This is a genomic window from Streptomyces sp. NBC_01334 (genome assembly GCF_035983595.1).
GTDB classification, from domain to species: domain Bacteria; phylum Actinomycetota; class Actinomycetes; order Streptomycetales; family Streptomycetaceae; genus Streptomyces; species Streptomyces coriariae.
Genome location: NZ_CP130718.1, coordinates 6,071,209 through 6,085,253, shown reverse-complemented (window position 1 = coordinate 6,085,253; position 14,045 = coordinate 6,071,209). Strand labels below are relative to the sequence as shown.

Annotated in this window: 12 protein-coding genes; 1 reads left to right on the top strand and 11 read right to left on the bottom strand. The window is 70.2% G+C overall.

Annotated features, from left to right (window positions below):
• Positions 1–82: 82 nt before the first annotated feature.
• From OG736_RS27420 to OG736_RS27390, 7 genes are all read right to left on the bottom strand, one after another.
• Positions 83–487, bottom strand: coding sequence for a cytidine deaminase (locus OG736_RS27420; RefSeq protein WP_327184766.1), 405 nt, complete (start codon positions 485–487; stop codon positions 83–85).
• A complete protein-coding gene (locus tag OG736_RS27415) occupies positions 484–1,746 on the bottom strand; it encodes an ABC transporter permease (RefSeq protein ID WP_327184765.1) in 1,263 nt (420 codons plus the stop codon). Before OG736_RS27415 ends, OG736_RS27420 begins: the two co-directional genes overlap by 4 nt.
• The gene (locus OG736_RS27410; protein ID WP_171399079.1) at positions 1,746–2,864 is read right to left on the bottom strand and encodes an ABC transporter permease; all 1,119 of its coding nucleotides are present in this window, start codon (positions 2,862–2,864) and stop codon (positions 1,746–1,748) included. Before OG736_RS27410 ends, OG736_RS27415 begins: the two co-directional genes overlap by 1 nt.
• A complete protein-coding gene (locus OG736_RS27405; protein ID WP_442817194.1) occupies positions 2,861–4,549 on the bottom strand; it encodes an ABC transporter ATP-binding protein in 1,689 nt (562 codons plus the stop codon). Before OG736_RS27405 ends, OG736_RS27410 begins: the two co-directional genes overlap by 4 nt.
• Positions 4,550–4,794: 245 nt before the next feature.
• Positions 4,795–5,847: a BMP family lipoprotein gene (locus OG736_RS27400; RefSeq protein ID WP_327184764.1), complete on the bottom strand. Its 1,053-nt coding sequence runs from the start codon at positions 5,845–5,847 to the stop codon at positions 4,795–4,797.
• 232 nt (positions 5,848–6,079) lie between these two features.
• Positions 6,080–7,156, bottom strand: coding sequence for a BMP family lipoprotein (locus OG736_RS27395; protein WP_327184763.1), 1,077 nt, complete (start codon positions 7,154–7,156; stop codon positions 6,080–6,082).
• A 290-nt stretch (positions 7,157–7,446) separates the two neighbouring features.
• Positions 7,447–8,739 carry an amidohydrolase gene (locus OG736_RS27390; RefSeq protein WP_327187728.1) on the bottom strand — a complete coding sequence of 431 codons (1,293 nt, stop codon included), beginning with the start codon at positions 8,737–8,739 and terminating at the stop codon, positions 7,447–7,449.
• Positions 8,740–9,044: 305 nt separating this feature from the next.
• Between OG736_RS27390 and OG736_RS27385 the strand changes: the two genes are divergently transcribed.
• Positions 9,045–9,296: a hypothetical protein gene (locus OG736_RS27385; protein ID WP_327184762.1), complete on the top strand. Its 252-nt coding sequence runs from the start codon at positions 9,045–9,047 to the stop codon at positions 9,294–9,296.
• 21 nt (positions 9,297–9,317) lie between these two features.
• On the opposite strand, the gene OG736_RS27380 is transcribed toward OG736_RS27385, so the two are convergent.
• Genes OG736_RS27380 through OG736_RS27365 form a run of 4 tightly spaced genes read right to left on the bottom strand, consistent with a single transcriptional unit; the run spans position 9,318 to position 14,013 of the window.
• Positions 9,318–10,409: a hypothetical protein gene (locus tag OG736_RS27380; protein WP_327184761.1), complete on the bottom strand. Its 1,092-nt coding sequence runs from the start codon at positions 10,407–10,409 to the stop codon at positions 9,318–9,320.
• 43 nt (positions 10,410–10,452) lie between these two features.
• Positions 10,453–11,391 (bottom strand): N-acetylneuraminate synthase family protein, encoded by a 939-nt coding sequence (locus OG736_RS27375; protein ID WP_327184760.1) that lies wholly within the window; start codon positions 11,389–11,391, stop codon positions 10,453–10,455.
• Between the two features lie 13 nt (positions 11,392–11,404).
• On the bottom strand, positions 11,405–12,652 hold the full coding sequence (locus OG736_RS27370) for a cytidylyltransferase domain-containing protein (RefSeq protein ID WP_327184759.1): 1,248 nt from the start codon (positions 12,650–12,652) through the stop codon (positions 11,405–11,407).
• A 20-nt stretch (positions 12,653–12,672) separates the two neighbouring features.
• Complete coding sequence (locus OG736_RS27365; protein WP_327184758.1) at positions 12,673–14,013, bottom strand: DUF6716 putative glycosyltransferase; 1,341 nt, start codon at positions 14,011–14,013, stop codon at positions 12,673–12,675.
• Between the last annotated feature and the right edge of the window lie 32 nt (positions 14,014–14,045).

Here is a 14,045-nt window from a genome sequence, read left to right as displayed (position 1 = left end):
GCACGGTGGTGCACGGTGGTGCGGCAAGACGTTCCAGAAACCGCGCGGCCCCTCTGCGCCAGTCAGAGGGGCCGCGCGGGACTTACTTGGTGAGGTGGCCCGGGCCGAAGGCCTGCGGGAGCATGTCCGCCAGCGGCAGGATTCCCGCCGGCGTCTCCAGCAGCAGCTCCGGGCCGCCGAACTCGTAGAGCAGCTGGCGGCAGCGGCCGCACGGGACGAGGATCTCGCCCCTGCCGTCCACGCAGGTGAAGTGCGTGAGCCGGCCGCCTCCGGTGTTCTGGAGCTCCGAGACCAGCCCGCACTCCGCGCACAGGCCGATCCCGTAGGAGGCGTTCTCGACGTTGCAGCCCGACACGATGCGGCCGTCGTCGACGAGGGCCGCCACGCCGACCGGGAAGCCGGAGTACGGGGCGTACGCCCGGGACATGGCGTCCCGGGCCACCGTACGCAGCTTCTCCCAGTCGACCGCGGCGGCGGGCGGGGTCACTTGCCCTGTCCCTTCCGGTACGGCATGCCGTCCGCCTTGGGCATCCTGAGGGACTGGGCGGACAGGGAGAGCACCAGCAGCGTGACGACGTACGGCGCGGCCGTCACGACCTGGCGCGGGACCTCGTCCGTGCCGAGGTACCAGACGAACATCAGGGCCGAGATCAGCGCGGTGACGACGGCGGGGACGTACTTCTTCCTCCACGCCAGGTAGGCCGCGCCGAACACGAGCACGATCGCGAGCAGCAGGATCAGCGCGTGCACGTTGGTGGTACCGCCGCGCAGGTTGAGGCTGTCGGTGTAGCCGAACAGGCCCGCGCCGAGGGCGAGGCCGCCCGGCATCCAGTTGCCGAAGATCATCGCGGCGAGGCCGATGTAGCCGCGGCCCGCGGTCTGGCCGTCGAGGTAGACGTTCGAGGCCACGATGGACAGGAACGCGCCGCCGAGGCCGGCGAAGCCACCGCTGATGATCACGGCGATGTACTTGTACTTGTAGACGTTGACGCCGAGGGACTCGGCGGCCACCGGGTTCTCGCCGCAGGACCGCAGCCGCAGGCCGAAGGCGGTCCGCCACAGCACCCACCAGGTGGCCGGGACGAGGGCGACGGCGACGACGGTGAGCGGCGACAGGTCGGTGATCAGACCGCCGACCAGTCCCGCGACGTCCGAGATCAGGAACCAGTGCTTCTCGTTGAGCGTGTCCAGCCAGCTCGACAGGCCCGGCACGTCGAAGGTGCCCAGCGAGTCGATCGGCGGGGACTGCTTGGCGGAGCCTCCGTCGGCGTTCTCGAAGGTGAACTTCGACAGGTAGCGGGTGGTGCCGAGGGCCAGGATGTTGATGGCCACACCCGAGACGATGTGGTTCACGTTGAAGGTGACGGTCGCGATGGCGTGCAGGACGGCGCCGAGCGCGCCGCCGATGATGCCGAAGGCGACGCCCGTCCACGGACCCCATTGGTAGCCGGCCCAGGCGCCGAACCAGGTGCCGAGGATCATCATGCCCTCGAGGCCGATGTTGACGACGCCCGCGCGTTCGGCCCACAGACCGCCGAGGCCGGCGAGGCCGATCGGGACGGCGAGGCGCAGCGCCGTGGACATCTGGCCGGTGGAGGTGATGCCGTCCGCGCCGGTGATGAGCCGGACGACGGAGGTCAGCACCAGAACGCCCGCGATGATCAGCAGGAGGACCGGGAGCGAGATCTTGCGGCCGCCCTTGCCGGGCTGCTTCGCCTGCGGCTTGGCGATGGTCGTGGTGCTCATCAGACCGTCACCTCCTTCTTGGTGTTCTGGGCGGCGGCGGCGAGCTCGGCGCCGACGCGCTTCTGCTGACGGCGCAGACCCCACTGGCGTACGGCCTCGTACGAGATGACGACCGCGAAGACGATGAGGCCCTGCATGATCGTGGCGATCTCCTTCTCGTACGCCACCGGGGTCGCGTAGTCGAGGGCCGGGGAGGCCTTGTCGAGGAAGGCGATCAGGAGCGCGGCGAAGGCGATGCCGACCGGGTTGTTGCGGCCGAGCAGGGCGATGGTGATGCCGGTGAAGCCGAGACCCGTGGGGAAGCTCAGGCTGTAGGTGTGGGCGTCACCGAGCAGCAGGGGCAGGCCGGAGAGACCCGCGATGCCGCCGGAGATGAGCATGGCGGTCAGGACCATCTTCTTGGCGTCGACGCCGGAGGCCGCGGCGGCGGTCTCGGACTCGCCGGTGGCGCGCAGGTCGAAGCCGAAGCGGGTGCGGTTGAGGACGACCCAGTAGACGATGCCGAGCGCGATGGCGAGGAAGACCAGGCCGTAGATCTCGCCGACGTCCGCGCCGAGGTCGATGCCGGGCACCCAGCCGGAGTCCTTCATGATGCCGGTGGTGTTGTTGTTGCCGACCTGCACGCCCCACATGTTGTCGAGGGTGAGGTAGCCGATGACGCTGGTGGCGATCGCGTTCAGCATGATCGTCGCGACGACCTCGCTGACTCCGCGGGTGACCTTCAGGACGCCCGCGATGCCGGCCCAGAAGGCGCCGGTGAGGACGCCGACCAGGAGTAGCAGCGGGATCTGGAGGAAGGACGGCAGGGCGATGTTCGCGCCGACCACGGCGGTCATCATCGCGGCGAGGCGGTACTGGCCGTCGACGCCGATGTTGAACAGGTTCATGCGGAAGCCGATGGCGACCGCGAGGGCGGCGACGTAGTACATCGAGGCCTGGTTGACGATCAGGACCTGGACGTCGGAGTAGCCGGCCTGCTCCAGCATGAGCGTGTACGGCTCGATCGGGCTCTTGCCCGAGGCGATCAGCACGACCGAGGTCAGCAGGATCGCCGCGACGAGCGCGATGACCGGGCCGGCCACCGCGAGGAGCACGCGCTCCTTGTCGAACTTCTTCATCGGGCCTCGTCCTCCGGACCGGCAGCTTCCTCGGTGGTTTCCGCGTCGTCCACGTGTTCCAGGTGACCGGACGCGGCGCCGGTCATGGCGGAGCCGAGCTCCTCCGGGGTGATGGTGGCGGGGTCGGCGTCCGCGACCAGCGTGCCGTTGTAGATCACGCGCAGGGTGTCCGACAGACCGATGAGCTCGTCGAGGTCGGCGGAGATCAGCAGCACGGCCAGGCCCTCGCGGCGGGCCTCGCGGATGCGGTCCCAGATCTGGGCCTGGGCGCCGACGTCCACACCCCGGGTGGGGTGGGCGGCGATCAGGAACTTCGGGTTGTGGCTCATCTCGCGGCCGACGATCAGCTTCTGCTGGTTGCCGCCGGAGAGCGAGGCGGCGGTGACGTCGATGCCGGGGGTGCGGACGTCGAACTCCTCGACGATCCGGCGGGTGTCGGCCTGGGCGCCCTTGATGTTCAGCCAGAAGCCCTTGGCGTTGGGTGCCTCGGTGACATGGCCGAGGATGCGGTTCTCCCAGAGGGGCGCCTCCAGGAGCAGGCCCTGGCGGTGGCGGTCCTCGGGGATGTAGCCGACACCGGACTCGCGCCGCTTGCGCGTGTTCCAGGGGGTGATGTCCTCGCCGAGGAAGGCGATGGTGCCGGAGTCGGCGTTCTTGGTGCCGATCAGCGCGTCGATCAGCTCGGTCTGGCCGTTGCCCTCGACACCGGCGATGCCCATGACCTCACCGGCGTGGATGGTGAAGCTGACGTCGTCGAGGGCCTTCTTGACCTCGCCGCCGAGGGCGACCTCGGGCGAGATCATGCCGCTGACCCCGCCGGCCGTGGGCTCCGCCTCGACGCCCAGGGAGGCGCCGCCGCTGGCGTACACGGTGAGGTTGGCGACCTGGATGACGGGCTTGTCGGTGACCGTGGACTCGGCGGTCTCCGGGGTGGGCAGCTCGCTGCCGACCATCATCTCGGCGAGCTGGCGCGGGGTCGTCTCGGCGGGGACGGCCGTGCCGACGGTCGTACCGCGCCGGATGACCGTGATCTCGTCGGCGACGGACAGCACCTCGCCCAGCTTGTGGGAGATGAAGATGACGGACAGACCCTCGGACTTCAGCTCACGCAGGTTGTCGAAGAGCGCGTCGACCTCCTGCGGGACGAGCACGGCGGTCGGCTCGTCGAGGATGAGGGTCTTGGCGCCGCGGAAGAGGACCTTGAGGATCTCCACGCGCTGGCGGTCGGCGACACCGAGGTCCTCGACCAGGGAGTCGGGGCGCACGCCGAGCCCGTAGCGGTCGGAGATCTCCCTGATCTTCTTACGGGCGTTGCCACCGATGCCGTACAGCTTCTCGCTGCCCAGCACCACGTTCTCCAGGACGGTCAGGTTGTCGGCCAGCATGAAGTGCTGGTGGACCATGCCGATGCCGCGTGCGATGGCGTCGGCGGGGCTGGAGAAGCTCACCTGCTCGCCGTCGATCGCGATGGTGCCCTCGTCCGGCTTCTGCATGCCGTAGAGGATCTTCATCAGCGTCGACTTGCCGGCGCCGTTCTCGCCGACGAGGGCGTGCACGGTGCCTTTTCGGACGGCGAGGTGGATGTCGTGGTTGGCGACGACACCGGGGAAGCGCTTGGTGATCCCCGCCAGCTCTACCGCGATCGTCGACTGTGCGGTGAGCGGAGGGCTGCTGGACGCGTCGATGGCGCACTCTCCTTGGGAAAGGGGCCGCTCTACGCGCGTAGCGCCCCTGCTTTAAATAGTGCCCGGATCAGGTCGAACTTGAATGATCTTGATAGCCGCCATGGGGCATCTCGATCAGGTCTCGATCCGTTCCGAGCATTCTGCCGCGCGAACGGGGCGCGGGGAGGACATCCTTCCCGCGCCCGGTTCCGTGGCCGTAACGCTGCCATTACAGCGCTCCATTGGCCAAGGCCTCTGACGGAAGGTCAGGAGGTCTTCACCGTGATGGTGCCGTTCTTGATGCCCTCTTCGGCCTTCTTGATCGCGTCCTGGATCGCGGTGTTGCTCGCGAAGGCCGGGTTCGAGTCCGACACGCTCACGCCGCCGTTCTCGAGGCTGCCGCGGACGACACCGGTCGCCGGCTTGCCGTCCTTGACGGACTTGGCCAGCGTGTAGACCGCGCCCTCGACGTTCTTCATGGCCGAGGTGAGGATCGAGTCCTTGTACGCCTTCAGCGCGTCCTGCTTGTACTGGTCGGAGTCGACGCCGATGGCCCAGACCTTGTGGGCGTTGGCGGCCTTGATGACACCCTGACCGGACAGACCGGCGGCGGCGTAGACGACGTCCGCACCGGCGTCGATCTGGCCCTCGGCGGCGCTCTCACCCTTGTCGGGGCTGGAGAAGCCACCCTCGGCGGCGGTCTCGGTCAGGTACTGCGACTTGACCGTGACGCCCTTCTTGGTGTCCTCGACGCCCTGCTTGAAGCCGGCCTCGAACTTGTGGATCAGCGGGACGTCCACGCCACCGACGAAGCCGACGGTGTTGGTCTTGGTGGCCTTGGCGGCGGCGACACCGGCGAGGTAGGAGGCCTGCTCCTCGTGGAAGACGAGGTCGGCGACGTTGTCGGCCTTGATCTGCTCGTCGTCGACGATGCCGAAGGTGGTCTTCGGGTACTTGGCCGCGACCTCCTTGACGGCCGGCGCGTAGGCGAAGCCGACGCCGATCACCGGGTTGTAGCCCTGCTTGGCAAGGCTCTCCAGGCGCTGCACCTTGTCCGCGTCGGACTCGCCGTCCTGCGGCTCGACCGCGGTGGACTTGTAGCCGAACTCCTTGTCGGCCTTGTCCAGGCCGGCCGTGGCGGCGTCGTTGAAGGACTGGTCACCCTTGCCACCGACGTCGTACGCGAGCGCGAGGCCCAGGTTCTTGTCACTGCTGTTGGAGGAGGACGACGACGTGGAGGAGCTTCCGCAAGCGGAAACGGTCACGGCGAGAGCTGCGGTGGCAACACCCGCAACCGCGATTCGGGACACCCGGCGCATGGAACTTGACTCCTTTGTGCAAGCGCCCAAACCAGGCGCTGGTTCCGCCGCAGCGTAACGCGCGTAGACCAGACGGAAAAACCCTTCTGTCCGCTCCGTTACCGAGCTGTGGCCACAGTCGTGGTCAAGGTTACGGACAGCAGTACGCCCCTTGCGGGAGGCAAGGGGCGTATGGGCTGCAAGGACGCTCGGAAGGGCGTAGTCGGAGCCGGTCGGAACGGGTTTCGGGCCGTTACTTGGTGTTTACCGTGATCTTGCCGTCGATGATGTCCTGCTTGGCCTTGTCGACGGCCGCGACGACGTCCGTCATCGCCTTGTACTTCGGGTTGGTGTCGGCGAATCCGACACCGTCGTTGGAGAGGCTGCCGCGGACCACGCCGGACAGCGGCTTGCCCGCGTGGACGGACTTCACGAGGTCGTAGACGGCGCCGCCGACGTTCTTCAGCGCCGAGCCGAGGATGTAGTCCTTGTACGCCGCCAGCGCGCTCTGGCTGTACTGGTCGGAGTCGACGCCGATGGCCCACACCTTCTTGGCCGCGGCCTCGGTGATCACGCCCTGACCGGAGAGACCGGCCGCGTGGTAGATGACGTCGGCGCCTGCCTCGATCTGACCGCTCGCCGCGTCCTTGCCCTTGTCGGGGCTGGAGAAGCCGCCCTCCTGGGCGGTCTCGGTCAGGTACTGCGACTCGACCTTGATGTTCGGATTGACCGACTTGGCGCCCTGGACGTAGCCGGCCTCGAACTTGTGGATCAGCGGGATGTCCACGCCGCCGATGAAGCCGATGTGCGCCTTCTTGCTGGCCTTGGCGGCGGCGACACCGGCCAGGTAGGAGGCCTGCTCCTCGTGGAAGACCATGTCGGCGACGTTCTTCGCCTGGATCTGCTCGTCGTCGATGATCCCGAAGGTGATCTTCGGGAACTTGGCGGCGACCTCCTTGACGGCCGGCGCGTAGGCGAAGCCGACGCCGATCACCGGGTTGTAGCCGGCCTGGGCGAGCTGAGTCAGGCGCTGCACCTTGTCCGCGTCGGACTCGCCGTCCTGCGGCTCGATGTCCTGGCCGCCGATCTTGAATTCCTTCTCGGCCTTCTGGAAACCGGCGTAGGCGGCGTCGTTGAAGGACTGGTCGCCCTTGCCGCCGATGTCGTACGCGAGGCCGATGCCCTTGCCCGAGTAGCCGCCGCTGCTGGATTCCGAGTCACTCGACTTCGAGTCGGTGCTGGACTTCCCGCAGCCGGCGGCGGCGAGCGCGACGACCGCGACGGTCACCGCGGCCCGGGAGAATCTCGTCCTCCGAGATATCAGACGCATAGCAAGCACCCCTTCATCCCCACGGCGCCGTGACCGGCCCGCTTCCCCTTGGTGGCGCCGTTCAGGAGGGGCTCCCCAACAAGCCTTTCCCGGTGGCGATTCCGGCGCACAGTAACGCGCGTAGAAGCGGAGGGGAACGGGGTTTCTCCGGGCCGTTATCGATTCGTGCCGACGCGGGGTTACAAGCGCGTCCCCGGGGTTACGGGTGGGTGACACAAGGGGACGAAGGGGCGCCTTTCCGGCACCCCTTCGTCCGGGTTCCCTCGCCGGCTTCCCTCGCCGGAGTCACCTCACTGGGCGCGGGTCGCCGCGTCCAGCAGCGCGGCCGCCGTGAAGAGCTCCACGCCGACGGTGATCGCCGACTCGTCCGCGTCGAAGTCGCCCTGGTGCAGATCGCGCACCGTGCGCTCGCCGGGCGGGCGGACCCCGAGCCGGGCCATCGCGCCGGGCACCCGCTCGAGGTACCAGGAGAAGTCCTCGCCGCCGAGGCTCTGCTCGGTGCTCTCCACGGCCGTCTCGCCGCGCCGGGCGACCATGGCGTCCCGCAGCAGCCCGGCGACGTCGCCGTCGTTGACGACGGGCGGGACACCCCGCACGTAGTTGATCTCCGACTTGGCCCGGTGCAGGTTGGCGACCTCGTCGATCGCCGCGACGACGATGTCCGGGGCCTGCCGCCATGCCTCGATGTCCAGGCAGCGGACGGTCCCGGAGAGCTCGGCGTGCTGCGGGATCACGTTCGGCGCGTGGCCGCTCTCGATCCGGCCCCAGGTGACGGCCAGCCCGGCCCGGGTGTCGACGCGGCGGCCGACCAGCGCGGGCACATCGGTGACGACCCGGGCGACCGCGGTCACGAGGTCGGTGGTGAGGTGCGGGCGGGCGGTGTGGCCGCCGGGCCCGTCCAGCGAGATCTCCAGCCGGTCGCAGGCGGAGGTGATGGCACCCTCGCGCAGCCCGACCTTGCCCGCGTCGACCCGCGGGTCGCAGTGCACGGCGATGATCCGCCCGACCCCGTCCAGCGCCCCGCCCTCGATGGCGTCGGCGGCACCGCCGGGCAGCACCTCCTCGGCGGGTTGGAAGATCAGCCGCACGGGCCGCGGGAGCCGGCCCTGCCGGTGCAGCTCGGCGAGGACGAGTCCGGCGCCGAGGACGACGGTGGTGTGCACGTCGTGCCCGCAGGCGTGCGCGCGGTCCGGCACCGTCGAGCGGTACGCGCACTCGGTCTTCGTGTCCGGGATGGGCAGCGCGTCGATGTCGGCACGCATCGCGAGGACGGGCACGCCGTCGGCCCCGGCCCCCGCCACGCCTCCTCCGCCCACGGTCCCGATGTCACAGATGAGACCGGTCCCTACGGCGAGTACGCGCGGCTTGAGGCCCGCCCTCTCGAGGCGGGCCTTGATCGCGGCCGTCGTACGGAACTCCTGGTTGCCGAGCTCGGGATGCATGTGCATGTCGCGGCGGAAGGCCACGAGCTCTGCGCGCAGCGCCTCCGGCAAGGTGCCGGGAAGGGCGCCGGGCAGCGCACCCGGAAGTGCGCCGGGGAGCACGTCTTCCCCTGACGGATCGGCCTCGGACTCTCGGGACATCAGTTGCTTCACCCTCTGAAGGGTAGGACGCCGGGGCAGCCAACTGACCCGATCAACAAAAGTTCAACCCGTTAGGCGAAGAAAAGTTGGCCGCGCGGCGCATGGCTGCTGGGGTGGATGGGTAAACTCGCCGGCTTCTCGGTCGGCACCCACACTTCTTCCTTCCTTTCACGATTACACGGACCGCTAGAGGCACGCTGGGTCTGTCCACGTACCGGGACCGATCGATCCCGGAATCATCACCTCCGTGCAGCGGTTGCGCCACGCTGGGCGACGGCGCGGGGTCGACCGGGCACGGTGCCCTCATGGAGACGATGACGTGCGGGTGCGGCGAGGAGCGGATCCCCGGGGTGCTGGCGAGGGGCGTGGTGGCGCTGGCGCTGACCGGGCTGACGGTGATGGCCGTCACGGCGTGTGTGCTCGTGGGTGCGCTGTGGGCCATCACCCGGTGGCGCGACAGGGCGCACACCGAGCGCGAGGAAAGCTTCTTCGACGGGTTCGGCCGTTGGGAGGAGGAACAGGCGGAGCCGCCGCTCCCACGGGGCGGCGGCTCGTAGACACCCTGGTCCCGGCCCTCGTCAGACCACGCTCACCGCGGCCAGCCGGTGTACGTCCTTGGCCGTGCCCGTCACCCCGGACAGGAACCCCTGCGCTCTGGGCGAGGCGTGGTCCGTCAGCCAGGCCGGGTCGATGTCGCAGACCGCGACCCGGACGTCCGTGCCGGCCAGGGCCAGCGGCAGGGTGTGGACGACCGTGGAGGGGAAGCTGAGGACGGTCCGGCCGATGGGGCCGCGGCGGGCGATCAGTTCCAGCGGGAGGTCCGGGCGGACCACCTCCAGTCCCGTCTCGACGGCCAGCCGGTGGAGTTTCTCCGTGCTCTCCCGGCGGTGGGCGAAGTAGCGGGTCGCGCCGTGGGCCTCGGCCAGCGTCTGGACCGCCTCCACGTAGCGGTCGGCGTCCACCACGCCGGTCTCCACCAGCGAGGTGCCGACCATGTCCGCGCTCTTGGTCACCCGCGGCGGGCCGAAGCGGTCGCGGGTCCAGGCGAAGACGTTGGACGTGATCGTGACGCCGTCGGGGGCGTCCTTCATGGGCATGGAGGAGAAGACCTCGACCCCGCGGTCCGTGTCCGGGGTCAGCCGGCGGCGGGCCACGGAGGACACCGGGGCGAAGAGCACGTCGCGGGGGCCCGTCCGGCCGCCCTTGCGGTGCCAGCGGACGAGGCGTTCGCCGCGGGCCAGCTGGCCGACGAACTCCATCGTCGCCGTCCCGTCGTCCACCACGACCAGCTCGCTCGCCCTGGTGATGGTCAGCAACAGCTGGACGTAGCGGGAGAACGGGTCACCCATCACCATCCGTTCGGCGCGCCGCAGCAGCGGGGTGAGGCCGCCGATGGTGCGGAAGGGCGCCGTGGTGCCGCCGCGGGCCTCCTCCCAGCGGACCGTGTGCCCTTCCCGACGGGCCAGCTCGGCCATGCGGCGCAGCTGGCCGCGGGTCATCGGGTCGGTCGGGGACAGGACGACGAGGGTCAACCCCGCGCCGGGCTCCTCTCCCGGGTGGAGTTCCCGGGCGTGCGCCCACTCCAGAACGTTCAGGAGCTGCACCGGACTCTCGACGAAGGCGAGGGTGTGGGGGGTGTGGCCGGTGTTCTTCCCGGCGCGAGGACTCATCGTCGGACGACCATCCCGTAAGGCACTCGGAGGGGTATTCAGGTCACACCGCGACCGGTTCGCCCGCCGCCGCCGCGATCTCCGCCTCCGCGACGACGCCCGAGACGCGGCGCAGCTTCTTCATGGGGCCGAGCTCGGAGTCGTAGACCTTCTTGACGCCGTCGCCGAGGGAGGCCTCGATGGTGCGGATGTCACGGACGAGGCGGGTGAGGCCGCCCGGCTCGACGGAGGCGGCCTGGTCGGAGCCCCACATCGCGCGGTCGAGGGTGATGTGGCGCTCGACGAAGGTGGCGCCGAGCGCGACCGCGGCGAGGGTGGTCTGGAGGCCGGTCTCGTGGCCGGAGTAGCCGATCGGGACGTTCGGGTACTCCTTCTCCAGCGTGTTGATCACGCGGAGGTTGAGCTCCTCGGCCTTCGCCGGGTAGGTCGAGGTGGCGTGGCACATGAGGATGTTGTCGCTGCCGAGGACCTCGACCGCGTGGCGGATCTGGCGCGGCGTCGACATGCCGGTGGAGAGGATGACGGCGCGGTTGGTGGAGCGCAGGGCGCGCAGCAGCTCGTCGTCCGTCAGCGAGGCGGACGCCACCTTGTGCGCGGGGACGTCGAACTTCTCCAGGAAGGCGACCGCCTCGGTGTCCCACGGGGACGCGAACCAGGCGATGCCCTTCTCCTTGCAGTACTCGTCGATCTGCCGGTACTCGTCCTCGCCGAACTCGACGCGGTGGCGGTAGTCGATGTAGGTCATCCGGCCCCAGGGGGTGTCGCGCTCGATGTCCCACTGGTCGCGCGGGGTGCAGATCTCGGGGGTGCGCTTCTGGAACTTCACGGCGTCGCAGCCGGCCTCGGCGGCCACGTCGATCAGCTTGAAGGCGTTGTCCAGCTCGCCGTTGTGGTTGATGCCGATCTCGCCGCAGATGTAGACGGGCCTGCCGGGACCGACCTCGCGGGAACCGAAGGCGCGCAGACGGGAGTTGGTGCTCATGGCGCAGATGTCCTTACTGGGTGAGGGTGTCGAGAGAGGGTCCGAGGATCCAGCCGGCGATCTCCCGGATCGCGCCGTCGCCACCGGGGAGGGTGGTGACCGCGCGGGCGGCGCCGCGGACGACGTCGTGGGCGCTCGCGACCGCCACCGGCCAGCCCACGAGGGCGAAGCAGGGGAGGTCGTTGACGTCGTTGCCGACGTAGAGCACGCGCTCCGGCGCGATGCCCTGTTCCTCGCACCACTGCTTGAGCGCGAGGTCCTTGCGGTCGATGCCGTGCAGGACCGGGAGCTTCAGCTTCCGGGCCCGGGCGGCGACGACCGGGTTCTGTTCGGTCGAGAGGATCAGCATCCGCAGGCCCGACCTGCGCAGGGCGGCGATGCCGAGGCCGTCGCCGCGGTGCACGGAGACGAACTCCCGTCCGTCGGAGTCGATCAGCACCCGGTCGTCGGTCTGGGTGCCGTCGAAGTCGAGGACGACCGCGTCGATGTCGGCGGCCGTGGGGAGGGAGCCGGGCCGGTTCGTGTCGAAGAGCGGCGCCAGCGCCCGGGCCCGGTTCAGGTCGTGCGGGTCGTCGATCTCCAGGACCCGGGCGGGGTCGGTGCGGACGAGTTCCGTGCGGCCGAAGAAGCGGTGGCCGTGCGCGCGGAAGCCGTCGGTCGCCATGGCGTAGGCGGCGCCGGTCTCCAGGAGGTCCTGGGGCCGGTCCTGGCGGCGGGGGCGGAAGGCCTTGTCGTGGTTGACGCCGAAGCCGCCGGCCGGGCCGGGGCCCCCGTCGGCGTCCGCGCCCTCCGCGGCGTCCCCGTCGCGCCAGACGAAGCCGTGGAACGGGGCGACCGTCACCGCGGTGTCGGCGCCCTGCTCGACGACGGCCGCGGCGACCCCGTCGATGTCGTCGCGCACGAGGAAGGGGCTGGTGCACTGCACGAGCAGGACGGCGTCGACCGGGGAGCCGTGCAGTGCCTCGTGGGCGTCCAGGGCGTGCAGGACGGCCGCCTCGGAGGTCGCGGTGTCGCCGGCGATGGCGGCGGGCCGCAGCACGACCTCCGCGCCCGCCTCGCGCGCCGCCGCCGCGATGGCGTGGTCGTCGGTGGAGACGACGACGTCCGTCACGAGGCGGGTCGCCCGGCACTCGCGTACCGCGCGGGTGACGAGCGGTACACCGCCCACCGGTGCGAGGTTCTTCGCGGGCACGCCCTTGGAGCCGCCGCGCGCGGGGATCACCGCGAGCACACGGCGCACCCCGGCTGGTGAGTCGGACATGGACTTCTCTCCTTGACGGGTCACAGCTCCCCCATCCGCCGGATGACCGGGGCCACCCGCTGCACGCCGTGCCGGTAGGCACCGCGCGCCGCCCGGCGCACGATCTGCCGGACCGGACCCGGCTCCCGGTCGGCGGCGGGCGCGCCGGGCAGCGGGCTGCCGTCGGGGCCGAGGTGGTGGCGGGCGAGGATGCCGGGCAGATAGCCGGGCGCGGTGGCGGGCGTGTAGTAGGGGGTGAGGGGCGGAAGGCCTCCGGGACCGCTGAGCGCTCTGCCGATCCGCTCACGCGCCGCGTCGAAGGCCGTCGCGTACGAGCCGTCGGCCGCGACGCCCTGCCGGGCCACCCACTCCTCGTCGGGGGCGGGCCGGTGCCCGGCGTCGAGCTGGTCCCAGGAGGCGAGGCAGCCGGAGCCGGCGAAGTGGTGGTTGCCGAGCGCCTCGCGCACCCCGAGGTCGGTGAGGACGACCGTGGGGACCCGACGGTGCAGGGACTCCAGGGCGGCCGTCGAACTGACCGTGACCATGAGGTCGGTGCGGTCGAGGACTTCGCCCATGTTCCCGTACACCAGACGGAAGTTGGGCGGCGGATCGAGCTTCTGCACCAGCTTCTGGTAGGGCAGCTCCTCGATGTGGGTGGTGTGCTCGCCCGGCTTGGAGCGGAGCTTCAGCAGCACCTCCCGCTCCGGGTACAGCCGCGCGTGCCGCACCAGCCGGTCGAGCAGGTACGTACGGTCCCTGCGGTTCTCCGGCACGGAGGGCTGTGCGGCGAAGACGACGGTGTAGGGGTCGTGTTCACCCGTGTACGGGGCACCGCCCAGGAACGGCAGGGCCACTTCGGTCACCGAGGAGGCGTCGGCGCCCACGCCCTCGTACACGGCGCGGAATCGCTCCGCGTCCTGGCGGGAGTTGGCGAGGACGAGGTCGGCGCCGTGCCGCAGCAGCAGGCCGTCGGCGAGCTTCTCGTAGACGACGCCGACATAGCCGGTGACGACGACGGGGCGCTCGGTCCGTCCCTCCCAGATCCGCTTCAGGCCGTGCAGGATCGCCTGGACGCCGCCGCCGACCAGGGCGAGGACGAGGATGTCGTACGAGGTCCGCGTCATGGCGCGCAGGAACTCGAGCGCGGTGACCTCGCTCAGCGAGTCGGCGTGCACGCCGACCTCGGCCAGCTGGCGGGGGGTCGGGGTGGCCCGGCCGCGCAGCAGGAATCCGTCCAGGACGGGGGCGACTTGCGCCCCGCTCCCGGATCCGGCTTCCATGGAGGGCGCGATCCGCGTCGCGGTCAGCGCACCCCATTTCCATCGGGTGTCGGAGTCCGCGAGGACGGCAATCCGTGGGGGGTTGGCAGTACTTGCTGGCACAGCCAAGACGCTAGAAAGCAAAAGCCAGGCTT

Bases quoted from the DNA above. Each gene is read 5' to 3' on its own strand.
- OG736_RS27415 (WP_327184765.1), bottom strand. From the start codon at position 1,746: ATGAGCACCACGACCATCGCCAAGCCGCAGGCGAAGCAGCCCGGCAAG.
- OG736_RS27410 (WP_171399079.1), bottom strand. From the start codon at position 2,864: ATGAAGAAGTTCGACAAGGAGCGCGTGCTCCTCGCGGTGGCCGGCCCG.
- OG736_RS27400 (WP_327184764.1), bottom strand. From the start codon at position 5,847: ATGCGCCGGGTGTCCCGAATCGCGGTTGCGGGTGTTGCCACCGCAGCT.
- OG736_RS27395 (WP_327184763.1), bottom strand. From the start codon at position 7,156: ATGCGTCTGATATCTCGGAGGACGAGATTCTCCCGGGCCGCGGTGACC.
- OG736_RS27390 (WP_327187728.1), bottom strand. From the start codon at position 8,739: ATGTCCCGAGAGTCCGAGGCCGATCCGTCAGGGGAAGACGTGCTCCCC.
- OG736_RS27385 (WP_327184762.1), top strand. From the start codon at position 9,045: ATGGAGACGATGACGTGCGGGTGCGGCGAGGAGCGGATCCCCGGGGTG.
- OG736_RS27380 (WP_327184761.1), bottom strand. From the start codon at position 10,409: ATGAGTCCTCGCGCCGGGAAGAACACCGGCCACACCCCCCACACCCTC.
- OG736_RS27375 (WP_327184760.1), bottom strand. From the start codon at position 11,391: ATGAGCACCAACTCCCGTCTGCGCGCCTTCGGTTCCCGCGAGGTCGGT.
- OG736_RS27370 (WP_327184759.1), bottom strand. From the start codon at position 12,652: ATGTCCGACTCACCAGCCGGGGTGCGCCGTGTGCTCGCGGTGATCCCC.